The organism is Gemmobacter sp. 24YEA27, from assembly GCF_030052995.1.
Classification (GTDB): Bacteria; Pseudomonadota; Alphaproteobacteria; order Rhodobacterales; family Rhodobacteraceae; genus Pseudogemmobacter.
Genome location: NZ_JASJPW010000001.1, coordinates 2,154,482 through 2,179,846, shown reverse-complemented (window position 1 = coordinate 2,179,846; position 25,365 = coordinate 2,154,482). Strand labels below are relative to the sequence as shown.

Below are 25,365 nucleotides of genomic sequence, written 5' to 3'. Positions count from 1 at the left end.
GGCCGGAGCTGCTTCGCAGGGCGTTTCGGGCGCTTGCCACCAGCGGCTGTGGCGACTATCAGGCGCCAGAACCATCAGACCGGAACGGGGCGCGCACCAGATGAATATCCTGATCCTTGGCGGCGGCGGGCGTGAACATGCGCTGGCCTGGGCGGTAAAGCAGAACCCGAAATGCGACCGGCTGATCGTGGCGCCTGGCAATGCCGGCATCGCACAGATCGCAGAATGCGCGAGCCTCGATATTCTGGACCAGGCGCGCGTGGTGACGTTTTGCGAAGAGAACGCCATTGATTTCGTGATCGTCGGCCCCGAAGCCCCCTTGCCGCAGGCGTGGCGGATGCGACCCGTGCCGCCGGGATCCTGACCTTCGGCCCGAGCCGCGAGGCGGCACAGCTTGAAGCGTCAAAGCGCTTTACCAAAGAGGTTTGCGACGCCTGTGCCGCGCCGACCGCGGCCTGGGCGCGCTTTACCGAAGCGGCGCCGGCAAAAGACTATATCCGTGCCCAGGGCGCGCCGATTGTGGTCAAGGCCGATGGGCTGGCGGCCGGCAAAGGTGTGATTGTCGCAATGACCGAGGCCGAGGCGCTGGCCGGGATCGACGATATGTTCGGCGGCGAATTCGGCGAGGCCGGCGCCGAGGTGGTGATCGAGGAATTCATGCAGGGCGAAGAGGCAAGCTTCTTCATCCTGACCGATGGCGTGACCGCGACCCCCTATGGCACGGCCCAGGACCATAAGCGGGTCGGCGATGGTGATACCGGCCCGAATACCGGCGGCATGGGCGCCTATTCCCCGGCGCCGGTGCTGACCGAGGCGCTCCAGACCCAGGCGATGGAACAGATCGTGCTGCCAACCATCCGTGAGATGGCGCGGCGCGGCACGCCCTATCAGGGGGTGCTTTATGCCGGGCTGATGATCGATGACGGCCCTGACGGCGAACGCCGCGCGCGGCTGGTGGAATATAACTGCCGCTTTGGCGACCCGGAAGCCCAAGTCCTGATGATGCGGCTGGGCGCCCAGGTGCTGGATCATCTGATTGCAACCGCAGATCAGCGGCTTTCGCAGGCCAAAGTGAACTGGGCCGATGACCATGCGCTGACCGTGGTGATGGCGGCTGCGGGCTATCCGGGCGCCTATGTGAAGGGGAGCCGGATCCAGGGCCTGGACGCGCTGCCCGAAGACAGCGGCCATATGGTGTTCCATGCCGGCACCGTGGCGCGTGATGGCGATGTGCTGGCCAGTGGCGGGCGGGTGCTGAATGTGACGGGCCGCGCGGATACGCTGAAAGCCGCGCGCGATGCCGCCTATCGAATGGTTGATGGCATCGACTGGGCCGAAGGTTTTTGCCGACGCGATATCGGCTGGCGCGCGCTCTGACCCGCTGAGCGCAGCTCTGGCCAGAGGGATTGCCTCCAGCAGGAGTATTTTTCTCAAGAGGAAGATGCGGCCCTTCGGCGCGCGCGGCATTGTCATAATCACACTCCTATTGGCATGGCAGGCAAGGCGCTGCCACGCCCGGACGCGGCACAGGGAAGAGGACGGGCGCTGTGGTCTACAGGCTTGAAGAAGAGAGCGAGGCAGACTGGTGGGAGGTCGAGGCGCTTTACGACCTCTGTTTTGCGCCGGGGCGGACAGCGTTGTCGTCCTATAGGCTGCGGGACGGCGTCCCGACCATAGCGCCTTTGTGCCTTTGTCTGCGGGATGGCGACGGAATTCTCGCCGGGGCGATCCGCTACTGGCCGGCAAAGATCGGCTCGGCTGATCTGCTGCTTCTCGGCCCGGTCGCGGTCCACCCGACGCGTCAGGGCGAGGGTCTGGGCGGGCTGCTGATCTCTGAAAGCCTCGCCGAGGCGCGCAAGCTGGGCTGGGAGCGGGTGCTTCTGGTGGGCGATGCGCCCTATTACAGCCGCTTTGGCTTTGAAAAACTTGCAGATGTCGTGATGCCGCCCCGACCAACCCCGACCGGGTGCTGGGGCTGGAGCTGAAAGCGGGCGCCTGGACAGGGGTTGCCGGCGTGGTTTCGCGCGCCACCTGATGCCGGCCGGCCACGCGGTCTCGCTTCCTGCGGGGCGTAGTCTTGTGCGACGCCGCGCCCTCCCCATATGCGGGATATGAGCCATGAAGACATAACTCTGCCCCATCTGCCGCTGCCCGCCGAATGCCGGGCCGGCGTCGATGCCCTCGCGCTGCGCTGGAAGAAGGCCAATGGGCCGGTGATGGCGCTTCTGACCCGGTTTGGCGGCAGGCTGGAAGACCAGATGTCGATCCTTCCCGCAGGCTTTCGCGAGCGGGCCGAAGGGGTGACTGCGGCCGCGCTGGAGCGGGCCTGGATGGTGGCGCGCCAGGGCGGCAGGCTTCCCGGCACCGGGGATCGTGGCACGCTTGCCGCGGCGATTGGTGCAGGGATTGCCGGAGGCGCCGGTGGGATCATGGGCGCGCTTGCCGAACTTCCGTTCACAATCACCGTGCTGCTGCATGCGATCCGGCGTGAGGCCGAAAAGCTGGGTTACGACCCCGACGATCCCTGGATCATGTCCGAGGCGCTGCGCACTTTCGGCTCGGGCAGCCCGATTGCGGCGGATGACGGGATCAATACGGCGTTCTTCTCGGCCCGCGCGGCCCTGACCGGGCCGGCGCTGAACCAGCTGATCGCCTCCGTCGCGCCGAAGCTTGCCGCGACCCTTGGACAGAAGCTCATGGCCCAGGCGGTGCCAGTCATGGGGGCGGTTTCGGGCGCTGCGATCAATGCCGCTTTCCTGCGCTATTACCGCGAGATGGCCGCGATCCGCTTCGGGCTGTTGCGCTTGGCCGAGGAGCACGGCGCAGGGCCGGTGCTGAAGCAGTTCGCCACCGCAACCGCCCGCCCCCGCATCACCAAAGACTGATCACCAAACTCCGCGCTTCAGCGCAAAGACGCGAGCAGTGCGGCTGAAGGCTCACCCGTCACCGCCATACCATTGCGGGACTGCCAGGCCGAGATTGCCTCGCGCGATTTCGGACCGATCACGCCATCGCTGCCGCCGGTGTCAAAGCCGCGTGCGGTCAGGCGCCGTTGCAGATCCTGACGGTCGGCTTTTGTCAGACCTGTGCGGTCCGGCCCGAAATCCGCCCTGACCGGGCCGCCGCCTTTGATCCGGTCGGCCAGATGCCCGACGCCGATCGCGTAATTCTCGGCATTGTTATAGCGCAGGATCACGTTGAAATTCTGCGTCAGCAGGAAGGCCGGCGTCCCTGCCCCGCCCGGCTGGATGATCGAGCCCCCGGAAAGCCCGCCGCCGCCCGCGCGCGAGACGCCAAGCGCCTCCCATTCCGCAGCCGATTTCCCCTTGCCGCGCCCCAGAAGGCCCGCGTTGAAGCCCGGGGGCAGCGAGACCTCCATCCCCCAGGGCAATCCGCGCTGCCAGCCGGTGCGCGCCACGTAATTCGCGGTCGAGGCCAGCGCGTCGGTCGGATCATCCGACCAGATATCGCGCCGCCCGTCGCCGGTGAAATCAACGGCATATTGCAGATAGGAAGTCGGGATGAACTGGGTGTGACCCATCGCCCCGGCCCAGCTGCCGACCATCCGGTCAGCCGGAACATCCCCGGCCTGAAGAATTCTCAGCGCGCCATCAAGCTGGCTCTCGAAAAACGCCGCGCGCCGCCCCTCATAGGCCAGCGTCGACAGCGCCGAGACCACCGGCACATTGCCGCGCCTTGTGCCGAAAAAGCTCTCAAGCCCCCAGAAGGCCGCGACAACATTGCCCTCGACCCCGTAGCGCTGTTCGATGGCGGCCAGCGTCGATCCATAGCGCGCATACATCTCACGCCCGAGCGAGACCCGCTCATCCGAAGCCGCGATCGACAGGTAATCCTCAAGCGAGCGTTTGAATTCGGTCTGGTTGCGGTCTCTTTCGATCACCTCGGGCAGGAACCCCGCATGGCGGAACCCGGCATCGAGCGTATTGGCCGAGATCCCCCGCCCCGCGGCGCGGTTGCGGTAATTCGCGACCCAGCTGTCCCAGCCTCTGTCCGGCACCGCGCGCGGCGCCGGCGTCTCGCGGCTGCCAGGAGCCGCGCTGCCCATGCGGGAGGCGCCGCCGACACAGCCTGAAAGCAACGCAAAACCGGCGGTCGCGGTGAAAAATCTGCGGGTAATCATAACGCCTGCCTGCCTTTGTTTTAGATTTGGCGCAAGTTTACCCGATCCGTCCCGCCAGGCAAAGACCGGGCCGGGGCCCTCTCACGGCCACCGGCAGGGGTTCGCCGGAAATTACCCGCGCGGCTCATCCTGGCCAGTCTCCTGGCCCTTGCGAAACAGGATCTGACGCAGCATCCCGTGCAAAGTCTGCACCTCAGCGCGGGTCAGAGCGAGCCGCCCCCACATATTCCTCAGATTCAGCCGCATGCCGGCCGCCTTGGTCGGCGGAAAGAAGAACCCGGCCTCTTCGAGCCGCGTCTCGTAATGATCACCCAGCCGCTCCACCTCTTCGCGGCTCGCGAGTTCGGTGCGCGCAAAGCCCATGGCCGAGGCCGGAACCTCACTGCCCTGGCGTCCCCATTCATAGGCCAGAAGCAGAACCGACTGGCCAAGGTTCAGCGAGAAGAACTCGGATTGACCGGCACGGTCACAATCGCATTGGCATGGATGATATCGCCATTCTCCAGCCCTGCCCGCTCCGGCCCGAACAGGATCCCGATCTTCTTGCCGGCCGCCCCCATCTCGCGCGCCATCGCCATGGCGCGCTCAGGCGTGACGACCTCTTTCACCAGCTCGCGCGACCGCGCGGTGGTGGCAAAGACGAAATCGCAATCCGCAACCGCGCGCGCCACATCCGGGAACACCCCGGCCTGATCCAGCACCCGCCCCGCCCCGCTCGCCATCGCATTGGCCTTCGGGTTCGGCCAGCCATCGCGCGGAGCGACAATCCGCATCCGGTCGAGCCCGAAATTCAGCATCGCCCGCGCCGCCGCGCCGATATTCTCGCCCATTTGCGGCCGCACCAGCACGATCACCGGATCCACCATATCAGCCTGTGCCATCTGCGCGCCCCCATGTGAAAACCGCCCGCCAGATAGCCTCTCAGCCGGGCGCAAACAAGCAAAGCCCTTTCATCTGTCCAAAAATATCCCGGGGGAGGCTGCGCAAAGCGCAGACGGGGGCGGCGCCCCCTTCCGCCCATAGCCAAAGCCCGCAAACGCTGCTAAATCCCCCGACACAGTTACGGAGCCTTTGATTATGGCCGCAGAAGATCGCCCGCAGATCAATCTGATCACCCCCCGAGCTTCCAGACCGATCTGTTTCCGGATCAGCTGGCACGGGTGCTGGATGCGGTGGAAATCGCCTGTCTGCGCATCTCGCTGGCCACGAAAAACATCGATGACCAGGGTCTGGCCGCCGATATCTGCCGCGATATCGCGCATCAGCGCGACGTGGCGGTGGTGATCGACAACCACCTGCTGCTGGTCGAGCGTCATGGGCTGGACGGCGTGCATCTCACCGATGGCGCGCGTTCGGTCAGAAAGGCGCGCAAGGATCTCGGCCAGGACGCGATCATCGGCGCCCATTGCGGCATCACCCGCCATGAGGGGATGAATGCCGCCGAAGCCGGCGCCGATTACGTGGCCTTTGGCCCGGTCGGTGAAACCGGTCTCGGCGATGGCAGCCAGGTCGACTGGGAGCTGTTCGAATGGTGGTCGGAAGTGATCGAAGTGCCGGTGATCGCCGAAGGCGCTCTGACGCCCGCACTGATCACCCGCTTCGCTCCGGTCACCGATCATTTCGCGATTGGCGAAGAGATCTGGCGCGCAGAAGACCCGCTCGCCGCGCTGAAAACGCTGATCGCGCCGCTGGGCTGAAAGGCCCGACCTCACCGGCTGAACGCCCGCAAGGCAGAGCCGATCTGATCCTTCAGAACTCAGGCTTTTTCGGTTTCAGGCCTTTTCAGTTTCAGGCTTTTTCGAATTTGATCCCGCGACGCAGGAATTGCGTCGCATGGGCCGAAACCGAGACCGGATCGCCGGTGGTGAGGAATTTGGACACCGTGCCGGAGCCGAGCATCTCCGGCCGCCGCTCCAGATAGTCGCTCAGGCTTTCGGCCACCAGCTTCGCCTGGCTGTAAACCCTGACCCCCTCGCCCAGAGCCTCCTGAAAGGTCTTTTCCATCAAAGGGTAATGCGTGCAGCCAAGGATCGCGGCCTCGGGCTGCGGCATCCGGCGCTTCAGCGCCTCGACATGGCTGCGTACCAGCGCCTCGGCAAGGATCTCATCGCCCTGCTCGATCGCATCGACCACACCACCACAGGGCTGCGCCTCGACATCAACCCCGATGGCGCGAAACGCGAGTTCCCGCTGGAAGGCGCGCGAGGACACCGTTGCAGGCGTCGCAAACAGCGCCACATGTTTCACCGCCACCTCGCGCGGCGGCGAATTGTCGCCCCATTGCCGTTCGGTCAGCGCCTCGATCAGCGGCACAAACACACCGAGCACCCGCTTGTCAGCCGGCAGCCAGCTTTCCTGCATCCGCCGCAAAGCCGCAGCTGACGCCGTGTTACAGGCGAGGATCACAAGATCGCAGCCCTCGGCCCAGAGCCGTTCCACCGCCGCACAGGTCAGGTTGTAGATATCATCGGCGGTGCGCACGCCATAAGGCGCATGGGCATTGTCGCCGAAATAGACAAAGGGCACTTCCGGCAGGCGGCGCGAGACCGCATCCAGCACCGTCAGCCCGCCCAGACCCGAATCAAAAACGCCAACTGCCATCTGCCTGCCCTCTCACCGGGTGGAAAACCTGACGGGTTCACCGCCTTATGCTGCAATCATAGGCGCAACAGATACACCGTGAAAGGGCCTGCCGTCAGGGCATCCGTGACTTTCCTGCCAAATCCCTGTCGTCACAGCAAAAATGCGTGATCGGGTTTTCCCCCGGCGCATAGCTTGTGCTACTGTCCCACCCGAAGGAACAGGGCAGACAGATGGACTGGGATAAGCTGAGGATTTTTCACGCGGTGGCCGACAAGGGCAGCCTCACCCATGCGGGCGAGGTGCTGCATCTGTCGCAATCCGCCGTCAGCCGGCAGATCCGCGCGCTTGAGGAAAGCCTCGATGTGACGCTGTTCCACCGTCATGCGCGCGGTCTCATCCTGACCGAACAGGGCGAACTGCTGTTCGAGGCCACCCAGGCCATGGCAAAACGGCTCGATGCCGCCGCAGCCCGCATCCGCGACAGCGAGGATGAGGTCTTTGGCGAGTTGCGCGTCACCACAACGATGGGCTTCGGCACGCTCTGGCTCGCGCCACGCCTCGCGCGGCTTTACGACAAATTCCCGGCGCTGAAGATCGACCTCATGCTCGAAGAGCGTGTGCTTGACCTGCCGATGCGCGAGGCTGATGTCGCGATCCGCATGAAAGAACCGAGCCAGGCTGATCTGATCCGTCGCCGGCTGATGAATATCCGCATGCGCCTTTATGCGACGCCAGACTATCTCGCCCGCAACGGCACGCCGAAAACCATGGCCGATCTCAGCCAGCACCGCCTGATCTGCCAGCATCCCGGCACCCCCCAGGTGGCGGCAGGAGCGCGGCTGGTGCAGGAAATCATGGCGTATGACATCCCCTCGACGCTGCATGTGAACAACTATTTCGGCGTGCAGCAGGGCGTGATCAACCATCTCGGGATCGGCGTGCTGCCCGATTACACGACCGAAGAAAACCCGCATCTGGTACGGGTGCTGGAAGACATCGAATCGGGCGAAGTGCCGGTCTTCCTCGCCTATCCCGAAGAACTGCGGCACTCGAAACGCGTGGCCGCCTTCCGCGATTTCGTGACGGAAGAGATCTCCACCTTCCGCCGCAGTCACGGCAGCTGAGACGCCCGTCTGAGGCCCTGACCGCTTTTGCCCCGCGGCGGTAACCGTTCCCTCTGCCATATCATTTGCAGCACAGCCCTCATTCCTGAGGGGCTGCCGGCTGGCCTGCGACGGCCATTCAGACGGGGCGGGTCGGTCACTGCCCGTCCCTCCTGGCCTCCGGATGAGCGCGAAAATTGCGTTGCGGCGTTATCGCAAACACGGCCAAGAAGAAGCCATGCGGAGAGCGCATGGCAGCATTGCCCGGACTGCGACATTGCTGCACTTGCATAATTCGCAAACAGCCCATAAATCAGGCTACGAGGCGCGGATCGGGGCAACCTGATCGGCCTCATACCTCCCTGTTGGACTTGGGCCGAGCTTTGCTCGGCCTTTTTTTTTGCTTTGTGCCAGCGCGCTGCTGCACGCGCAGAATCGCCGGGAATCACAGCAGCAGCAAGGCTGCGCGCAGCGGAGGCGCCTCTGTCGCATCTGCGCATTATCCCGACGCCTATTCCTGCCGCAAACCGGGCAGAGCCCTTCCCCAGGCGCGCGTCATGCAATAAGACGCGCGCAGATTTCCTGCATTGCCGCAGAAGTGCCGCAGCAGGCCCGACCAGACCAGAGCTGCAGACCCGGAGGCCCGATCATGTCAGACGCCGCACGCGACCCCGCAATCACCCCGGAGCTCATCGCCTCGCATGGGATCAAACCCGACGAATATGAGCGCCTGCTGGAGATCCTCGGCCGTGCGCCCTCTTTCACCGAGCTCGGCATCTTCTCGGCGATGTGGAACGAGCATTGTTCCTATAAATCGTCGAAAGTCTGGCTGCGCACGCTGCCGACGACCGGCCCGCAGGTGATCTGCGGCCCGGGCGAAAACGCCGGCGTGGTCGATATCGGCGATGGTCAGGCGGTCATCTTCAAGATGGAAAGCCACAACCACCCTTCCTATATCGAGCCGCATCAGGGCGCAGCGACCGGCGTCGGCGGCATTTTGCGCGACGTTTTCACCATGGGCGCGCGCCCGATTGCTGCGATGAATGCGCTCTCCTTCGGTCTGCCCTCGCATCACAAAACCGCGCATCTGGTCAAAGGTGTGGTCGAAGGTGTCGGCTCCTACGGCAATGCCTTCGGCGTGCCGACCGTGGGCGGCGAAGTGCGCTTCCACAAATCCTATAACGGCAATTGCCTGGTGAATGCTTTCGCGGCGGGCCTGGCTGACACCGACAAGATCTTCTACTCGGCGGCCAGCGGCGTCGGCATGCCGGTGGTCTATCTGGGCGCGAAAACCGGCCGCGACGGCGTTGGTGGCGCGACCATGGCCTCGGCAGAATTCGACGACACCATCGAGGAAAAGCGCCCCACCGTTCAGGTCGGCGACCCCTTTACCGAAAAGCGCCTGCTGGAAGCCTGCCTTGAACTGATGCAGACCGGTGCGGTGATCTCGATCCAGGATATGGGGGCCGCGGGTCTGACCTGTTCGGCGGTCGAGATGGGCGACAAGGGCGGTCTGGGGATCAAACTGCAGCTTGATCAGGTGCCGCAGCGCGAAACCAATATGACCGCCTATGAGATGATGCTCTCGGAAAGCCAGGAGCGGATGCTCATGGTGCTCAATCCCGAGCTGGAAGATGTCGCCCGCGCGATCTTCGTGAAATGGGATCTCGATTTCGCCATCGTGGGCGAGACCATCCCGGAAGATCGCTTCCTGATCCTGCACGGCAATGAGATCAAGGCCGATATCCAGCTCTCAAAGCTGTCGTCGAGCGCGCCGGAATATAACCGCCCCTGGGTCGAAACGCCGAAAGCCGAACCGCTGGGCGCAGTGCCGCAGATCGGGGCGATCCAGGGCCTGAAAGTGCTGCTGTCGAGCCCGAACTACGCCCATAAGGGCTGGGTGTTCGAACAATATGACAGCCAGGTCGGCGCCGATACCGTCGTCACCCCGGGCCTGCCCGCAGGCGTCGTGCGCGTGCATGGCACCACCAAGGCACTGGCCTTCACCTCGGATGTGACGCCGCGCTACGTCAAAGCCAACCCGTTCGAGGGCGGCAAACAGGCAGTGGCGGAAGCCTATCGCAACCTGACTGCCATGGGCGCACTGCCGCTGGCGACGACCGACAATATGAACTTCGGCAACCCCGAAAAGCCTGAAATCATGGGCCAGTTCGTCGGCGCGATCAAAGGCATCGGCGAAGCGGTCTCGGCGCTCGACATGCCGATCGTGTCCGGCAACGTGTCTTTGTATAACGAGACCGATGGCTCCGGCATCCTGCCGACACCGACGATTGGCGCGGTGGGGATCCTCGCCTCGCTTGATGATCTGATCAACGGCAGGCCCCAGGCCGGCGACGTGGCGCTGCTCATCGGCGAGAGCTTTGGCCATCTCGGCCAGTCCGCCCTGATCGCGGAAGCCTTTGGCGATGAGCGCGGCGATGCGCCGCCGGTCGATCTGGCCCTGGAAAAGAAAAACGGCGATTTCGTCCGCGCGCATCGCAAATCGATCACCGCGGCCTCTGATCTCAGCGATGGCGGCCTGGCGCTGGCGGCTTTTGAAATGGCAGAAGCGGCCGGCACCGGCATCACCCTGATCCCGGGCGACACTTCGGCGCTCTTTGGCGAGGATCAGGCGCGCTATCTGCTCGCAGTCCGCGAAAGCGCTGCGGCTGAGATCGAGGCCGCAGCCATCACCGCGGGCGTCGCCGTCACCCGGATCGGCGCTTTCGGCGGCGACAAGGTGACGTTCGGCGAGGACAGCGCCTCCCTCGCCGGGCTTTCGGCACTGTATCGCAGTGCCTTTGCCACTGCTGTGGGTCTGTGATCCGGCGCGCAACAGCGGATGATCTTGCCCGGGTGGACCTCCTGATCAAGGCCCACCCTTCTGCCCTGATGGATAAGGGCATCGACCAGCTGCACGAGATGCTGGAGGCCGAAGATTGCGAGATCCTGATCCGCGAGGACCAGGGTTTCGCGGGCTTTGCGACATTGCATATGCTTTATGACCAGGTCTGGTATCTCGACAATTTCGCGGTCGATGGTCCGGGCCAGGGGCAAAAACTGATCCGGGACATGCTGGCAGTGGTGTTTGACGAGCTGGGCGCGCATCGTCTGATGTGTGACGTGGTGTTCGACAATGCTGCCGGCATGACAGCGATGCGGCGTGCGGGCTTCACCTTCGAGGGCAATATGCGGCAATGCTGGAAGCGGGGCGGCATCTGGGTCGATTGTCATGCGTTCTCGATGCTGGCGCCGGAATGGCAGAGGATAAGGGGCTGAGATGGATCTGCATCCAATCGATCTGAGACTGGCCACCGTCAGCGATTTCGCCTTTATCCGCGCCCTCGCGCAGCGTCCCGAAAACCGCGCTTTCATCACCGACGAGGACGAGGCCGCTTTGGCCGCCTATGTCTCCGCACCCGATTCCCGTCTGCTGATCGCCGAAGAGAATGGCACCGCGATCGGCTATGCTCTCTTTTGCGAGATCGGCGATCCTTCAGGAAGGACAGAACTGCGCCGCCTCGCGCTGGCCGTGACCGGCGGCGCGCGCGGGCGCGCCTTTGTCGGACAGCTGATCCGCTATGGGTTCGACAGGCTGCAGGCGCGCCGCCTCTGGCTTGATGCCTCGGGCGAGAACCCGCGCGCGATGGCGCTTTATGAAAAGCTCGGCTTCCGGCGCGAGGGCGTGCAGCGCGAACACTGGTATCGCCCGGATGTCGGGCGCAATGTCGATCTGCATCTTTTCGGCCTGCTGCGCAGTGACTGGCAAGAGGCGGGCTGAGCCATCTCCTCCGGGAACCCTTTCCCCCGGAACCATCTCCCTTGCAGCCCCTGCAACCAGAGCTTACATCTTTCAGGGAATGAGCAAGGAGCAGCCCGATGCCAATGGAAGGCAAGGATATTGAGGCCCTGATCCGGGAGACCTTCCCCGAGGCAAAGATCACTATCACCGATCTCGCGGGAGACGGAAATCACTGGGCGGCAGAAGTGATCGACGAGAGCTTCCGCGATATGAACCGCGTGCAGCAGCAGCGCGCCGTCTATGCCAGCCTGAAGGGCAAGATGGACGGGGCGCATGGAGAATTGCATGCCCTGGCACTGACCACCAAGGCACCGGAATGAGCATATATGCCGGAGCGTCTCTGCAGGGTCCGGCGGCGCTTTCCGCGCTGCGTCCCCTTGCCGGATGCTGCGGCGATTGCAGGGCTTTCTGAAACATGGCGGCAGCTACGCCGCATAAACGCCGGGCCGAGCACTGGCGAGCCGAGAGGAAACTGAAATGAGCGCGCAGGATCAGATCCGCGAAACCGTCGAGAAAAACGCTGTGGTGCTGTTCATGAAGGGCACCAAGACCATGCCGCAATGCGGGTTTTCGAGCCGCGTCGCGGGGGTGCTGAATTACATGGGCGTCGACTTTGCCGATGTGAATGTGCTGGCCGATGCGGAAATCCGTCAGGGGATCAAGGATTTTTCCGACTGGCCGACCATCCCGCAGCTTTACGTCAAAGGCGAATTCGTCGGCGGCTGCGATATCGTGACCGAGATGACGCTTTCGGGCGAGTTGGATGCGCTCTTCGAGAAGAACGGCGTCAGCTTTAACAAGGAAGCCGCAGACAAGATCCGCGAAGCCAACGGCTGAAGGCGCGCGTTTTCCACCGGCGCCGGTTCCTTTCAAAGGAACCGTGCCGAAATCTTTGAAGATTTCGGCTTTTGGCAACCGCCCGGAGCAGCAGCCCGGGCGATTTGCTTTATTGCTGCTGACATCCGTCGAGGATGGTCTTTTCCTCACCGCCTTCCGACCACATCAGGAAAGCGGTCTCGCCCTTTGTCCACCAGATGTAATGCGCCCCGTCCGAGGGCCAGCCATAGCGGGCGCCGGAGGCAGAGGTTTCGATCTCCAGCGTAATCTGCGTCCCTTCGACATTCAGCACAGCCAGCGACAGATCCGGCGCATTCACATAGGTGACCGGCACTTCCACGCCGCGCTCACAGAGGTAGCGGGTGGTCTGGAAACTGCTGTCCTGCGCCTCGGCCCGAGCCATACCGACAGTGAGGATCGTGGCAAAAACAGCCGCAGCTGCGACAGATCCGTTTTTCATTCTTCCGTCCTCCGGGGCGTGCCATAGGGGGTGTCATCTGACGGCCCTGACAGGTCGCCGGGCGCAAACTCATGCGGATCGGCTTCCGGCTGGGCAATGTCTTCCGGAAGGTGGCCTTCCGGGTCATAGTCCGGCACAGACGCCATGTCGGTACCCTCGCCCCCGGCACTGACCGGATCGCCTTCGCGCGGGCATCATCTGCGAGCAGCACTGCGCCCGCTTTGGCCGGCACCTTTTTCTGCACGCTCTGCCCTGCCCCGGTGCCGGCGCTGCGCTGCAGCTCTGTGGCTTTCTCACCGATCCGCTCGGCCAGGGCTTCGGCCCGGGCCGCAAGCTCGGCGAAAGTCAGCGGTACCTGTGGGGGGATCACCGGCACCTCGATTCGTCTGGCCTCCGGCTCCGGCCGGTCCTCCAGCATCGAAAGCTTCGCCCGCAGCTCGCGCATTTCCTCTTCCTGCGCCGCCGTCCGGTCAGCGAGCATCAGCCCCGCCATCAGCAACATCTTGGTCTCCGGCAACCGCCCCATAGACGCCACCAGCGGCTGTGCCTCCACATCCAGCTGCGCCGCAGCCGAGCGCAGGAAATGTTCCTCTCCCGGCTGGCAGGACACCATAAAACCGCGCCCGCCGATCATCACCTCGATATCAGGCATGTTCCGCCTCCCCGATCTGCAAGCTCAATGCGGTGGCGATCCCGTCAAGTTCGGCCATCTCGGCCAGCCGGCTCGCCCGCAGCGCATCAAGCTCCGTCAGCATCGCCCGGTTCACCGCCGCCGCATCCACCAGCCCCGCTGCCGAGGCTTCGGTGATCCGGCGCAGCTCCTCGCGCAGCGTCGCCGCGCTGCGCGTCATTCGCGCCAGCTCCAAGCCCTGGGCATCAAGCTGTTCGGTAAGCGCGGCCAGCTGCTCTTCATAAGCGGCCCTGAGCGCGGCCTCGCGTTCACGCGCCTCGGCGAGGCGCTCGCGCATCCTGACAAGGGTGGGCTCCTCGCGCCCGCCCTGGGCCTCGAATTCAGCCCGTGCCTCGGCTCTGGCGGCGCGAATCTCATCCGCGGCCTGATGCCGGGCGCGTTCCGCAGCCTCGACCGCCCCGGCGGCCCGCGCCGTCTGGGCGTCGCGTGCCGCTTCGGCCCGGAGCCGCGCTGCTTCGCCCTCTCTGATCCGTTCTTCGGCCAGCGCCAGCTGTTCCGCCCCGTTTGCCCGCACGGCGTCGATGGCGGAAAACCCGGCCTCTATCCGCCGCAAGGCCGACGAAATACGACGCTCGAACTCGACAATTTCCTGCATACCCGCCCTCATCGGCTTTTGGTCTTGCCCTAAGGATAGCCTGCACGAATCGCAGGCGAAACCCCTTCGCCTCAGTTTAGCGCGTTTTGGGCGTTGCATCGCCGCGCTTATTTCCCCTTTCCGGCCAGCGGCTTGCCATCAGAGCTGCCTCGCCGCTTGATCTTGGGCCTGGGCGGGACTATGCCGCTTCCTGTTTCCGCTATCATCGCAGAGGATCACCCAAGTGGACATCGCAGCCCTTCGCGCCCGTCACCCCGATCACTGGATGCGCGCCGCCGCCATCCGCACGCTGACGCTCGACGCGGTGGCAGCCGCCAATTCAGGCCATTCCGGCATGCCGATCGGCATGGCCGATGTCGCAACCGTGCTCTTCTCAAAGCATCTGAAATTCGATCCGACCGCGCCCCGCTGGGCCGACCGCGACCGCTTTATCCTGTCGGCCGGTCACGGCTCGATGCTGATCTATTCGCTGCTTTACCTCACCGGCTATGCCGATGTGACGCTGGATCAGATCAAAAACTTCCGCCAATGGGGCGCCATCACCGCCGGTCACCCGGAATATGGCCATGTCTCGGGCGTCGAAACCACCACCGGCCCGCTGGGTCAGGGCATCGCGAACTCGGTCGGCTTCGCCATGGCCGAGGAGCACCTGCGGGCCAAATACGGCGCGAAAATCCAGGACCATTTCACCTATGTCATCGCCGGCGACGGCTGCCTGATGGAGGGTGTCAGCCAGGAGGCCATCGGCATTGCCGGCCGCCAGAAACTGTCGCGCCTGATCGTGCTCTGGGACAATAACGACATCACCATCGACGGCAAAGTGTCGCTCTCGGATGTGACCGACCAGCGCGCGCGCTTTGCCGCAAGCGGCTGGGATGTGTTCCATTGCGACGGCCATGACCCGGAAGATATCGACCGCGCGATTACCGCAGCCAAAGCCAGCCCAGGCCCGGCGCTGATCGACTGCAAAACGCATATCGCGCTTGGACATGCTGCGCAGGACACCTCGAAAGGCCATGGTGCGCTGACCGATAAGGCGCAGCTGGAAGCCGCAAAAGCCGGTTACGGCTGGACCGCTGCCCCCTTCACCATCCCGGCCGAGATCAAATCCTGGTGGGAATCGCTGGGCAAGCCGGGTGCGAGCGCCCGCGCAGAATGGGAAACCCGTCTTGCGGCCCTTCCCACCGGCAAAAAAGCCGAATTCGAGCGCAGCTTCGCGCTGGATGCTCCGGCGAAACTCGCAGGCGCCATCCGTGCGCTTAAGAAACAGGCCGCAGAGACCCAGCCGAAGCTCGCGACCCGTTCGGCGTCGGAGCAGGTTCTGAACGTCATCAACCCGATCCTGACCGAGACCTTCGGCGGTTCGGCTGACCTGACCGGTTCGAACAATACCAAAACCGCCGATCTGGGCGTCTTTGACATCGACAGCCGCAAGGGCCGTTACATGTATTGGGGCATCCGCGAGCACGGCATGTCCTCGGCGATGAACGGCATGGCGCTGCATGGCGGCGTCCGGCCCTATTCGGGCACCTTCATGGCCTTTACCGACTATGCCCGCCCCGCGATGCGCCTGTCGGCGCTGATGGGCCTGCCGGTCGTTTATGTCATGACCCACGATTCGATCGGTCTTGGCGAAGACGGCCCGACCCACCAGCCGGTCGAGCATCTGGCGATCTCGCGTTCGACCCCGAACACCCTGGTGTTCCGCCCTGCTGATCTGACCGAAGTGGCCGAGGCCTGGGAAATCGCTTTCACCCAGAAAACCACACCTTCGGTCATGGCGCTGTCGCGGCAGAACCTGATCGCCGTGCGCAAGACCCATACCAACCAGAATATGACCGCCAAGGGCGGCTATATTCTGGCCGAAGCCGAGGGCAAGCGTCAGGCCATCCTGATCGCCACCGGCTCCGAGGTCGAGATTGCGATGAAGGCCCGCGACCTGTTGCAGGCCGAAGGCATCGGCACCCGCGTGGTCTCTATGCCCTCGATGGAGCTTTTCGCGCAGCAGGACGAAGCCTGGCGCAAAAAGGTGCTGCCGGCAGGCCCGGTGCGCGTGGCCATCGAGGCGGGCGTGCGCCAGGGCTGGGATCGCTGGCTGCTCGGCGAGCGCGGCAAGGAAACCAAGGCCGATTTCGTCGGCATGTCCTCCTTCGGCGCCTCGGCCCCCTATGACCGTCTTTACAAAGAATTCGGCATCACCGCCGAAGCAACTGTGGCAAAGGTCAAAGCGCTGCTCTGAGCGGCCAGAACCGACTGGCAAAGCAAATCAGAATGACAAAAGGGGCGGCCTTACGGGCCGCCCCTTTTTCTTTGTTCCTCCGGTTTCCTCCCCGCCTCCCGCCACCCGATCACGCAAAGAAAAAGGCGGAGGAAATCCCCCGCCCATTTTGATCGGCCAGTCGGGCCGGGAACCGCATAGAGAGCCGGTCAGGCCTCTGATGCAGCCGCCTTCTTCACCGCTGGCTTTTTCGCCGCGGCTTTCTTAACCGCAGGTGCCGCCACTCCCTCAGCCGCAGCTTTCTTTGCCGGAGCCTTTTTCGCGGGCGCTTTCTTTGCCGCAGGTTTGGCCGCCGCCGGTTTTGCCGGGGCCTTTTTCGCCTTCTTCGCCGGAGATTTCCCGGCCTTTTCCGCGACCAGAGCCAGCGCCTCTTCCAGCGTCACCGCCTCAGGCGCGATGTCTTTCGGCAGGGTCGCATTGACCTTTTCCCATTTGATATAAGGCCCGTAGCGCCCCGGCATCACCTGGATCTCGCCGCCATCGGGATGCTCGCCCAGCGATTTCAGCGGCTGCGCCGCAGCCCCCCGCGCGCCCGGCCCGCGCAGTTTCTTCTGCGCCAGCAGTTCCACCGCGCGGTTCATGCCAAGGCTGAACACCTCTTCCGCATCGGCGAGATTTGCATAGGTCTTGCCGTGTTTCACATAGGGCCCGAACCGGCCGAGATTGGTTTCCACCGCCTCGCCATCTTCGGGATGCGCCCCGATCTGGCGTGGCAGCGACAGAAGCTGCAACGCGCGTTCCAGCGTCAGGCTGTCCGGCGTCCAGCCCTTGGGCAGGCTGGAGCGGTCGGGTTTCGGCTGCGCCTCGGTCGCCTCACCGCGCTGGACATAGGGGCCAAAGCGCCCTGCCCGCAGGGAAATCTCATTGCCCTGATCGTCCTGGCCGAGGATCCGCCCATCCGAGGCCGCCGATTCCGCATCACCCGCGATGGGTCGCGTGTAACGGCATTCCGGATAATTGCCGCAGCCAATAAACGCCCCGCCCGAACGCGCGGTTTTCAGATGCAGTCGGCCAGTGCCGCAGGTCGGGCAGATACGCGGATCAGATCCGTCTGCGCGCGGCGGGTAGAGATGCGGTGCAAGGAATTCATCAAGCTTATCCAGAACCTCGCCGATCCGAAGATCAGCCGTTTCCGCCACCGCCGCCGAGAAATCGCGCCAGAATCGCGCCAGCACATCCTTATAGTCGCGCTCGCCCGCCGAGACGTCATCCAGCTCACCTTCCAGCGCTGCGGTGAAATCATATTCGACATAGCGGTGGAAGAAATTCGACAGGAAGGCCGTGACCAGCCGCCCCTTATCCTCGGGGATCAACCGGTTCTTGTCCTTGCGGACATATTCGCGGTCCACAATCGTCGTCAGGATCGAGGCATAGGTCGAGGGGCGCCCGATCCCGAGCTCCTCCATCCGCTTGACCAGCGTCGCCTCGGTATAGCGGGCGGGCGGCTGGGTGAAGCTTTGCGAGGCCAGAACCGCGCCGCCCTCGCCCAGAACCGCCGAGGCGATGCGCTCTTCCTGGTCGCCCGCCGACCGCGCGGCAGCTTTGGAAAACGCCTCTTTCAGCGCGCCGGGCGCCGGTTTGACCGCCTCGCCCTGCATGATCTGCGGCAGGCGGCCCTCATCATCCTCTTCCTCGTCACGACCCTGATCATAGACCTTGAGAAAGCCGTCGAACAACACGACCTGACCATTGGCGCGCAGCCCCACCTGGCCATCGGGCGAGGTGATCTCGACCACGGTCCGCTCCATCCGAGCGGCTTCCATCTGGCTCGCGATGGTGCGCTTCCAGATCAGGTCATAAAGGCGGCGCTGGTCTTCCTCGACACGCAGCTTTGATGGATCCGCCGACATATCGGTCGGGCGGATACATTCATGCGCCTCCTGGGCGTTTTTCGCCTTGTTCTTATACATGCGCGGGCTTTTCGGGACATAAGCGTCACCAAACCGCCTTCCGATCTCGGCGCGCGTGGCCATCACCGCCTCGGGCGCCATATCGATGCCGTCGGTCCGCATATAGGTAATATAGCCCGCCTCATAGAGGCGCTGCGCCGCGTTCATGCACTGCTTCGCGCCCATGCCGAATTTGCGGCTGGCCTCTTGCTGCAGGGTCGAGGTCATGAAGGGCGGCCAGGGATTGCGGCTCGCGGGTTTGCTCTCGACACCCGCGACGGTGAACTGGCGCGAGGTGACGGCATGCACCGCCATTTCGGCCGCAGCCAGCGTCGGGATGTCGAATTTTTGCAGCTTTGCCCCGCCGAGCGTGACAAGATTTGCCTCGAATTCCTGGCCACGCGGCGTGGTCAGGATCGCCTTGACCGACCAGTATTCCCGCGCCTTGAAGGCCTCGATCTCCATCTCGCGCTCGACGATGAGGCGCAGACAGACCGATTGCACACGGCCCGCCGATTTCGCGCCCGGAAGCTTGCGCCACAGTACCGGCGAGAGGGTGAAGCCAACCAGATAATCCAGCGCGCGCCGCGCCAGATAGGCATGGACCAGCGGCTCATCGACCTCGCGCGGCTCCTTCATCGCCTTGGTCACCGCATCCTTGGTGATGGCGTTAAAGGTCACGCGGCTGACGGTCTTGCCCTTTTTCAGCGAAGAGGCGAGCGCCTCTTTCAGATGCCAGGAAATCGCCTCACCCTCACGATCAGGGTCGGTGGCGAGAATCAGTGCATCATCGGTTTTCAGCGCCTCGGCAATGGCCCGGACATGCTTCTTGCTCTCGGGCGCCACCTCCCATTTCATCGCGAAATCGTGTTCGGTATCGACCGAACCATCTTTGGGCGGCAGGTCGCGAACATGACCATAAGAGGCGAGAACGATATAGTCCGGCCCAAGATATTTGTTGATTGTCTTGGCCTTGGCAGGAGATTCTACTACGACGACAGGCATGAATCCCTTTCCGGAACGTATTCTACACAGGCAATATGGGCGGTCCCAGATGTGGTGTAACAGGGGCAATTGTCAACTGTGACGCTGACAATCGTCTGACGGGTACCGGACTGTTGCATCGGTTCAGCGCCGCGACAAAAGCCCGCCGGGCTGCCGCTGGATCCGCCCCTCAAGCTCGAGTGTCAGCAATTCCGGCACCAGCGCCGCGCTGGACAGCGAAAGATCGCGCATCAGCTGATCCTCGGCCAGTGGGCTGGGTCCGAGCCGGTCGAGGATCATGCCATGCAGCCGCACGGTCTCGCTCAGAGCAGGGGCGCGTGCCGGTTTTTCGGGCGTGGGTGCCCCGGTCTGCGGGGCGCACACGGCTGGCCTGGCTGCAGGTATCCGGGCCAGAGGTTCTGCAGGTTTACGGATCTGGTCAAGCCTGTCGCGGCCGGTCCCAAGCGCCTCGAACACATCCCCCGCATCCCGCAGCAAAGCCGCACCATCCCGGATCAGATGATTGCAGCCGGAGGAGCGCGCATCAAACGGGTGGCCGGGCACCGCCAGTACCTCGCGCCCGAGATCAAGCGCCATCCGGGCCGTGATCAGCGAGCCGGACCGCGCCGCCGCCTCGACCACCAGCACCGCCCGGGCCATCCCTGCCACGATGCGGTTTCGGAGCGGGAAATGCCGGGCATGCGGCTGCAGCCCCGGCGGCTGTTCCGAGATCCGCAGCCCCTGGCGGGCGATATCCGCCGCGAGACCGGCATTTTCCTGGGGGTATATGATATCGACACCTCCGGCCTGCACCGCGATGGTGCCTGTCGCAAGCGTTGCGAGATGCGCTTCGGCATCAATGCCGCGCGCAAGGCCCGAGACAGTGCAGAACCCTGCCTCGCCAAGGTCCCTGGCCAGTCTGCGCGCCATGCGGACGCCCAGAGAAGACGCATTGCGCGCGCCGATGATCGCCACCAGCGGCCGCCGCAACAGGGTGGAATCGCCCTGCAACCAGAGGACGGGCGGCGCGTCTTCGGTCGCGGCCAGCATGTCGGGGTAATCCGGATCGCCATGGAAAAGCAGTCGCGCCCCGATCCTGCGTCCGGCCACGAGTTCTGCGCTGGCAACGCTTTCGGAACAGCTTTCATAGTCCTGGACCCCGGCGGACCGGGCAATCGCCGGCAAAGCGGCCAGTGCAGCGGCGGCGGAGCCATGTTCCAGGACCAGCCGGTGAAAGGTGACCGCGCCGACCCTGCGGGAACGAATGAGACGAAGAACATTGAGACGTTCCTCCTCCGTACGGGTGGGGTGGGGTGTGTGGGGTTCGAAAGCTGACCGTCCGCCATGTCACCTCGCCTCATTCGCAGATCCGACATTGGCGGCACCTGGTTAACGAAAGCTGAAGATTTACCCCCGCCAACGCGAATTTCCGGCGTTTTCGCAGAGAAGCCGTAAAATGCGCTGCAACCACGGGCGCCCTCCCCGATCTGGTCATACTGGCGCGAAGGAATGCGCCGATCTGGCCTCATGGCTTTCATTGATCCGCGCCCGGCGATCTGGTCGAATGCGCGCAAGAAAGCGGCGGGCGTATAGCCGCCGCTGCCATTGCCGCGCGCGCGCCGCCCGGTGCCCAGAGGAGCCTGCCATGAAAAACGCCGAAGTCGCCAAACGCCGCGAAGATGCAATTTCCAGAGGCGTCGGCATGTCGACGCAGATCTATGCCGACCGCGCCGAAAACGCCGAGGTCTGGGATATCGAGGGCAACCGCTATATCGACTTTGCCGCCGGGATCGCGGTCGTCAATACCGGGCACCGCCACCCGAAAGTGATCGAGGCCGTCAAGGCGCAGCTCGACCGTTTCACCCATACCTGCCACCAGGTCCTGCCCTATGAGAATTACATCCGTCTGGCCGAGCGTCTGAACGAGGCCGTTCCGGGTGATTTCAAGAAGAAAACCATCTTCGTCACCACCGGCGCCGAAGCCGTTGAAAACGCAATCAAGATTGCGCGCCGTGCCACCGGCCGTAATGCGGTGATCGCCCTTGGTGGCGCCTTCCATGGCCGGACCTTCATGGGCATGACCCTGACCGGTAAGGTCGAGCCCTATAAGAAGGGCTTCGGCGCGATGATGCCCGATGTCTTCCATGTTCCCTGCCCGCAGGAGATCCATGGCATCACCACCAAAGACACGCTGGACGGCATCACCAAGCTCTTCAAGAACGATGTCGACCCCGAGCGCGTCGCCGCCATCATCTTTGAACCTGTCCAGGGCGAAGGCGGCTTCTACCCGCTGCCGACCGATCTGATCAAAGCCCTGCGTGCCCTTTGCGACCAGCATGGCATCGTGCTGATCGCCGATGAGGTGCAGACCGGCATCGGCCGCACCGGCGCGCTGTTTGCGATGGAAGCACATGGCGTGGCGGCAGACCTGACCACCATGGCCAAGGGCCTTGGCGGCGGTTTCCCGATCTCGGCTGTAACGGGACGTGCCGATCTGATGGATGCAAGCCAGCCCGGCGGCCTTGGCGGCACCTATGCCGGCAATCCGCTTTCGGTGGCAGCGGCCAATGCGGTTCTCGATGTGGTTGAGGAAGAGGGCCTGAATGCCCGCGCAACCGAGCTCGGCTCGCGTCTGAAGCAGAAGCTGGAAGAGATCCGCGCCACCACGCCCGAGATCATCGACATCCGCGGCCCCGGTTTCATGATCGCGGCCGAATTCGGCAAGCCCGGCACCACCGACCCCGATGGCGATATCGTGAAACGCGTCATCGCCGAGGCGCTGAAGCGCGGGCTGATCCTGCTCAGCTGTGGCGTCTATGGCAATGTGGTGCGTTTCCTTGCGCCGCTGACCATCGCCGAGGCGCATTTCACCGAAGCGCTCGGGATTCTAGAAGCCTCGGTAGCGGCAGCCCGCCAGGGTTGATCCCTGTCAGAAAGCGATAATTGACTGAGGCTTTGCAGTCAGGGAACCTTATGGCATCGGGCCGCGTTTACCACGCGGCCCAAAACCAAAGCTCTCCAAAGCTCTGCGGAGCGAACCATATGAGGTTGTCATGAAAGCGATCGTCCTTGCTCTCTCGCTCTCCGGCCTGGCGCTTTCCGCCTGTGTCGAAACCACGCCTACCCAGAACACCGTGCTCGGCGGCGTTGCCGGCGCAGCAGCGGGCGCCGCTCTGTCCTCGGGCGACGATATGGGCAAAGGCGCGCTGATCGGCGCGGCTCTTGGAGCAGCCGCAGGCACCTATCTCGGCCAGACCTCGACCAAGGGTCAGTGCTATTACCGCAACTCGGCCGGCCAGCGCTACGTCGCAGCCTGCTGACCCTGAGGCCTGCTGACCACAAGGCGCATTTGCCGGTTTCGATGCCGCATTCGCCCGTCGGATGCGGTTCGGTAAGCCGGACACCGTATTTCCGCACCGCCCCGGAGCCACCTGGCCCCGGGGCGTTTCTGTCTGAACAGCACGCATCGACACGCCGCAGAGGCTGCGCGGGCGTGACATTGGGCCCGGCAGCTGCGGGCCCGCCGTCCAGACCGGCCACAAAAGCGCGGCCGTCCCAGCCCGCTCTGATTGCCCGAATCGGCGGCGACGGATCGGGCAAGACCAGCTTCATGCGGCTATTGTCGGTCTGATCGCGGCAGAAAGCGGTTCGGTCAGCGTCAACGGCGAGGAAGTGTTTAAGAACCGCCGCGCCGCACTTTCGGCGATCGGCATCCTTTTTCTGAACCCGGGCCATCGGATCCTCTTCCCAATCGTCGCCGAAGAGCTGGCCTTCGCGCGTCCCCGGCAAGAGATCAAACGCCGCGAGGCCTGCATGTGGATGGAGGCGCTGACCGGGCCTTTTTACACGCCCTCGCACTGGCAGCCGGCGCGTGCGAAACACGCGGCTTTGCTGGTGTTCGGATGGTGGCTCCGGCGGCCCGGCCATGGCCCGCTGATCGCTTTGCGGATGCTGCCCAGGCTGGCGTCGGGGAATCAGGTGACGATGACCACGCGGTTTTCCTAACTGCTCGCTGTGTTTGAGCAGCTCACGCGCCCGCTTGCACAGATCCTGCCCTGCAGCACGGTCCTCGCGCATGCAATGGCTTACTTGCGGTACTGGTTTGTCCGATGCTTGAATTTGCAGGATTGCTGGTTTTCCCTGTGCGACCCAGTTGATCGGGTTATCTGGGTGCTTTACCTGTTCGCTGCTCAGGTCATGGCCTGGATGCCGCATATCTCGCTGGCGCAGGCGGTTTTGTATTGCGTCGTGTTCCCGCCGGGAGACCCTCGTCGAAGCGGGGCTTGCGGGCCTGATCATGGCCTCGCTGGCCAAATCGCGCCCCGCGTCACTGCCGTCACGCGCCTGACCAGAGGCAGACGATTTCTTGCAAGAAATCGGCACGTTTCCTTGGAAAGGAAACGCGGCGCCGGACGGTGCGGCTTCAGCCGATCAGCGTCGCAATACGGCGCAGTGCGAAAGCATAGCCCTCGGTGCCGCAGCCGGCGATGACTCCATCGGCGCGCGACGAGACATAGGAATGATGGCGGAAGGCCTCGCGTTTGTGGATATTCGAGATATGCACCTCGATGACCACCCCCTCGAAGGCGTTCAGCGCATCAAGGATGGCCACCGAAGTATGCGAATAGGCACCGGGATTGATGATAATCGCAGCCGAGCTGCCCCGCGCCTCATGGATATGATCCACCAGCACGCCCTCATGGTTCGACTGATGCGCCACCAGCCCGAACCCGAACTCCTCCGCCAGCCGGGCCACCATCGCCTCGATATCGGCGAGTGTCTCGTGCCCGTAGATCTCCGGCTGGCGCTTGCCCAGCAGGTTCAGGTTCGGCCCGTTCAGAAGCATGACCTGTTTTGCCATCTCATTTCCCCGTCATCGGCCCTTCAGGCCCCGCTCACCGCATGAGGATAGCCGAGCCCGGGCAGCCGGGGCACCCCCCTCGCGACAATAAAAAATGCGGCCCCGTCCTCCGCGCCGCAGCGAAAGAACGGAACCGCCAGGGAGATGGCTTCAGCCTGCAAGTGGCCTGAGGCCGGGTGCAGCACTGCCTCCGGTCGCCCTCAGGCGACGTTTTCCAGAACCAGCTGAGGCTGGATGCCAAGCGCGCGCACCACTTCGCGGGTCAGCTCCGGGCGGTTCAGCGTGTAGAAATGCAGATCCTCGACACCGCCTTCGATCAGGCGGTCGCAGAGCTGGGTGCATTGCGCCAGGGCATAAAGCTCTTCACGCCCGTCGCGTGCGGCGCGGGTAAACGCCTCATCGAGCCTGGCCGGCACATCCGTCCCGCAGCGTTTCGCGAATTTCTTCGCCCCCTCCCAGGAAATGACCGGCAGGATCCCCGGAATGACCGGCGCCGTGATCCCCGCCTTCACACAGGCATCGCGGAAGCGGAAAAACGTATCCGCCTCAAAGAAGAACTGGGTCATGGCCGAGGTCGCACCGGCATCGATCTTGCGCTTGAGGAAATCGACATCTGCCTGCGTCGAGGCGCTGTCGGGATGCGGCTCCGGATAGGCGCCGACCCGCACTTTGAACTTGCCCGTCTTTGCAATCGCCTCGACCAGCTCGACCGAAGACGCAAAACCGTCAGGATGCTTTTCCCAGGCGGCCGCGCCTTTCGGCGCATCACCGCGCAGCGCCACGATCTCGCGCACGCCGGCCTCGTAATAGCTCTCGACAATCTCCATCGTCTCGGCTTTCGATGCATCGACACAGGTCAGATGCGCGGCGACATTCAGCCCGTAATTGCGATGGATGATCCCCACCGCCTCATGGGTCAGCTTGCGCGTGGTGCCGCCCGCCCCATAGGTGACCGAGACGAATTCCGGCTGCATCGGCGCCAGGGCCTGCACCGTATCCCAAAGCCGGAACGAGGCATCGAGCCCCTGCGGCGGGAAAAACTCAAACGAGATGCGCGGCGTTTTCGTCATGATCAGGTCTCCGTGAACATGCCCCTTGTCGCAGATTCTCTAATGTGAGACAAATTCATAATCCTCAGCAT

18 protein-coding genes and 6 pseudogenes are annotated in these 25,365 nt (G+C 63.8%); 14 read left to right on the top strand and 10 right to left on the bottom strand.

Annotated features, from left to right (window positions below):
- Nucleotides 1-100 precede the first annotated feature (100 nt).
- The 3 genes and pseudogenes from purD to QNO18_RS10890 all read left to right on the top strand — a co-directional run bounded on the left by purD (nucleotide 101) and on the right by QNO18_RS10890 (nucleotide 2,885).
- Nucleotides 101-1,377, top strand: a pseudogene (gene purD, locus QNO18_RS10900) (phosphoribosylamine--glycine ligase).
- Between the two features lie 170 nt (nucleotides 1,378-1,547).
- A pseudogene (locus QNO18_RS10895) lies at nucleotides 1,548-2,035 on the top strand (N-acetyltransferase).
- A 76-nt stretch (nucleotides 2,036-2,111) separates the two neighbouring features.
- Nucleotides 2,112-2,885, top strand: a complete 774-nt coding sequence (locus QNO18_RS10890) for an EcsC family protein (RefSeq protein WP_283177683.1) — start codon at nucleotides 2,112-2,114, stop codon at nucleotides 2,883-2,885.
- Between the two features lie 17 nt (nucleotides 2,886-2,902).
- Here QNO18_RS10890 and QNO18_RS10885 read toward each other — a convergent pair whose 3' ends face one another.
- Both QNO18_RS10885 and QNO18_RS10880 read right to left on the bottom strand, forming a co-directional pair.
- A complete protein-coding gene (locus QNO18_RS10885; protein ID WP_283178785.1) occupies nucleotides 2,903-4,066 on the bottom strand; it encodes a lytic murein transglycosylase in 1,164 nt (387 codons plus the stop codon).
- 186 nt (nucleotides 4,067-4,252) lie between these two features.
- A pseudogene (locus QNO18_RS10880) lies at nucleotides 4,253-5,007 on the bottom strand (RNA methyltransferase).
- Between the two features lie 211 nt (nucleotides 5,008-5,218).
- Between QNO18_RS10880 and QNO18_RS10875 the strand changes: the two are divergent.
- Nucleotides 5,219-5,838, top strand: a pseudogene (locus tag QNO18_RS10875) (thiamine phosphate synthase).
- A gap of 91 nt (nucleotides 5,839-5,929) precedes the next feature.
- On the opposite strand, the gene murI reads toward QNO18_RS10875, so the two are convergent.
- Nucleotides 5,930-6,742, bottom strand: coding sequence for a glutamate racemase (gene murI, locus QNO18_RS10870; protein ID WP_283177682.1), 813 nt, complete (start codon nucleotides 6,740-6,742; stop codon nucleotides 5,930-5,932).
- Between the two features lie 212 nt (nucleotides 6,743-6,954).
- On the opposite strand from murI, the gene QNO18_RS10865 reads away from it, so the two are divergent.
- The 6 genes from QNO18_RS10865 (at nucleotide 6,955) to grxD (ending at nucleotide 12,466) form a co-directional block, all read left to right on the top strand.
- A complete protein-coding gene (locus QNO18_RS10865; protein WP_092901534.1) occupies nucleotides 6,955-7,848 on the top strand; it encodes a LysR family transcriptional regulator in 894 nt (297 codons plus the stop codon).
- Between the two features lie 628 nt (nucleotides 7,849-8,476).
- Nucleotides 8,477-10,651, top strand: a complete 2,175-nt coding sequence (gene purL / locus QNO18_RS10860) for a phosphoribosylformylglycinamidine synthase subunit PurL (RefSeq protein WP_283177681.1) — start codon at nucleotides 8,477-8,479, stop codon at nucleotides 10,649-10,651.
- Nucleotides 10,652-10,683: 32 nt separating this feature from the next.
- Nucleotides 10,684-11,106: a GNAT family protein gene (locus QNO18_RS10855; protein ID WP_283177680.1), complete on the top strand. Its 423-nt coding sequence runs from the start codon at nucleotides 10,684-10,686 to the stop codon at nucleotides 11,104-11,106.
- 1 nt (nucleotide 11,107) lies between these two features.
- Entirely contained in the window at nucleotides 11,108-11,608 is a 501-nt protein-coding gene (locus QNO18_RS10850; protein WP_283177679.1) for a GNAT family protein, read from the top strand.
- 98 nt (nucleotides 11,609-11,706) lie between these two features.
- Nucleotides 11,707-11,949, top strand: coding sequence for a BolA/IbaG family iron-sulfur metabolism protein (locus tag QNO18_RS10845; RefSeq protein ID WP_092896895.1), 243 nt, complete (start codon nucleotides 11,707-11,709; stop codon nucleotides 11,947-11,949).
- Between the two features lie 157 nt (nucleotides 11,950-12,106).
- Complete coding sequence (gene grxD, locus QNO18_RS10840) at nucleotides 12,107-12,466, top strand: Grx4 family monothiol glutaredoxin (RefSeq protein WP_092896892.1); 360 nt, start codon at nucleotides 12,107-12,109, stop codon at nucleotides 12,464-12,466.
- A 109-nt stretch (nucleotides 12,467-12,575) separates the two neighbouring features.
- Here grxD and QNO18_RS10835 read toward each other — a convergent pair whose 3' ends face one another.
- From QNO18_RS10835 to QNO18_RS10825, 3 genes and pseudogenes are all read right to left on the bottom strand, one after another.
- Entirely contained in the window at nucleotides 12,576-12,806 is a 231-nt protein-coding gene (locus QNO18_RS10835; protein ID WP_283177678.1) for an MliC family protein, read from the bottom strand.
- A gap of 406 nt (nucleotides 12,807-13,212) precedes the next feature.
- Nucleotides 13,213-13,578, bottom strand: a pseudogene (locus QNO18_RS10830) (cell division protein ZapA); the annotation flags it as partial.
- Nucleotides 13,571-14,212 carry a hypothetical protein gene (locus QNO18_RS10825; protein WP_283177677.1) on the bottom strand — a complete coding sequence of 214 codons (642 nt, stop codon included), beginning with the start codon at nucleotides 14,210-14,212 and terminating at the stop codon, nucleotides 13,571-13,573. The pseudogene QNO18_RS10830 and the gene QNO18_RS10825, both read right to left, overlap by 8 nt.
- Nucleotides 14,213-14,435: 223 nt before the next feature.
- Here QNO18_RS10825 and tkt point away from each other — a divergent pair, with 223 nt between their 5' ends.
- A complete protein-coding gene (gene tkt, locus QNO18_RS10820; RefSeq protein ID WP_283177676.1) occupies nucleotides 14,436-16,451 on the top strand; it encodes a transketolase in 2,016 nt (671 codons plus the stop codon).
- A 188-nt stretch (nucleotides 16,452-16,639) separates the two neighbouring features.
- Here the strand turns inward: tkt and topA are convergent, their stop codons facing one another.
- Together topA and dprA are read right to left on the bottom strand one after the other, a co-directional pair.
- On the bottom strand, nucleotides 16,640-19,384 hold the full coding sequence (gene topA / locus QNO18_RS10815) for a type I DNA topoisomerase (RefSeq protein WP_283177675.1): 2,745 nt from the start codon (nucleotides 19,382-19,384) through the stop codon (nucleotides 16,640-16,642).
- A 123-nt stretch (nucleotides 19,385-19,507) separates the two neighbouring features.
- Nucleotides 19,508-20,659: pseudogene (dprA, locus tag QNO18_RS10810) on the bottom strand (DNA-processing protein DprA); the annotation flags it as partial.
- Between the two features lie 349 nt (nucleotides 20,660-21,008).
- On the opposite strand from dprA, the gene QNO18_RS10805 reads away from it, so the two are divergent.
- The 3 genes from QNO18_RS10805 (at nucleotide 21,009) to QNO18_RS10795 (ending at nucleotide 23,368) form a co-directional block, all read left to right on the top strand.
- Entirely contained in the window at nucleotides 21,009-22,286 is a 1,278-nt protein-coding gene (locus tag QNO18_RS10805) for a 4-aminobutyrate--2-oxoglutarate transaminase (protein WP_283177674.1), read from the top strand.
- A gap of 130 nt (nucleotides 22,287-22,416) precedes the next feature.
- Nucleotides 22,417-22,683, top strand: coding sequence for a glycine zipper 2TM domain-containing protein (locus tag QNO18_RS10800; RefSeq protein ID WP_092896870.1), 267 nt, complete (start codon nucleotides 22,417-22,419; stop codon nucleotides 22,681-22,683).
- A 352-nt stretch (nucleotides 22,684-23,035) separates the two neighbouring features.
- On the top strand, nucleotides 23,036-23,368 hold the full coding sequence (locus tag QNO18_RS10795; protein ID WP_283177673.1) for a hypothetical protein: 333 nt from the start codon (nucleotides 23,036-23,038) through the stop codon (nucleotides 23,366-23,368).
- A 418-nt stretch (nucleotides 23,369-23,786) separates the two neighbouring features.
- On the opposite strand, the gene aroQ is transcribed toward QNO18_RS10795, so the two are convergent.
- Nucleotides 23,787-24,224 carry a type II 3-dehydroquinate dehydratase gene (aroQ, locus tag QNO18_RS10790; RefSeq protein WP_283177672.1) on the bottom strand — a complete coding sequence of 146 codons (438 nt, stop codon included), beginning with the start codon at nucleotides 24,222-24,224 and terminating at the stop codon, nucleotides 23,787-23,789.
- A gap of 200 nt (nucleotides 24,225-24,424) precedes the next feature.
- Nucleotides 24,425-25,294 (bottom strand): methylenetetrahydrofolate reductase [NAD(P)H], encoded by an 870-nt coding sequence (gene metF / locus QNO18_RS10785; protein WP_283177671.1) that lies wholly within the window; start codon nucleotides 25,292-25,294, stop codon nucleotides 24,425-24,427.
- Nucleotides 25,295-25,365 lie beyond the last annotated feature (71 nt).

Bases quoted from the DNA above. Each gene is read 5' to 3' on its own strand.
- QNO18_RS10890 (WP_283177683.1), top strand. From the start codon at position 2,112: ATGAGCCATGAAGACATAACTCTGCCCCATCTGCCGCTGCCCGCCGAA.
- QNO18_RS10885 (WP_283178785.1), bottom strand. From the start codon at position 4,066: ATGGGCAGCGCGGCTCCTGGCAGCCGCGAGACGCCGGCGCCGCGCGCG.
- murI (WP_283177682.1), bottom strand. From the start codon at position 6,742: ATGGCAGTTGGCGTTTTTGATTCGGGTCTGGGCGGGCTGACGGTGCTG.
- QNO18_RS10865 (WP_092901534.1), top strand. From the start codon at position 6,955: ATGGACTGGGATAAGCTGAGGATTTTTCACGCGGTGGCCGACAAGGGC.
- purL (WP_283177681.1), top strand. From the start codon at position 8,477: ATGTCAGACGCCGCACGCGACCCCGCAATCACCCCGGAGCTCATCGCC.
- QNO18_RS10850 (WP_283177679.1), top strand. From the start codon at position 11,108: ATGGATCTGCATCCAATCGATCTGAGACTGGCCACCGTCAGCGATTTC.
- QNO18_RS10845 (WP_092896895.1), top strand. From the start codon at position 11,707: ATGCCAATGGAAGGCAAGGATATTGAGGCCCTGATCCGGGAGACCTTC.
- grxD (WP_092896892.1), top strand. From the start codon at position 12,107: ATGAGCGCGCAGGATCAGATCCGCGAAACCGTCGAGAAAAACGCTGTG.
- QNO18_RS10825 (WP_283177677.1), bottom strand. From the start codon at position 14,212: ATGCAGGAAATTGTCGAGTTCGAGCGTCGTATTTCGTCGGCCTTGCGG.
- topA (WP_283177675.1), bottom strand. From the start codon at position 19,384: ATGCCTGTCGTCGTAGTAGAATCTCCTGCCAAGGCCAAGACAATCAAC.
- QNO18_RS10805 (WP_283177674.1), top strand. From the start codon at position 21,009: ATGAAAAACGCCGAAGTCGCCAAACGCCGCGAAGATGCAATTTCCAGA.
- QNO18_RS10800 (WP_092896870.1), top strand. From the start codon at position 22,417: ATGAAAGCGATCGTCCTTGCTCTCTCGCTCTCCGGCCTGGCGCTTTCC.
- aroQ (WP_283177672.1), bottom strand. From the start codon at position 24,224: ATGGCAAAACAGGTCATGCTTCTGAACGGGCCGAACCTGAACCTGCTG.
- metF (WP_283177671.1), bottom strand. From the start codon at position 25,294: ATGACGAAAACGCCGCGCATCTCGTTTGAGTTTTTCCCGCCGCAGGGG.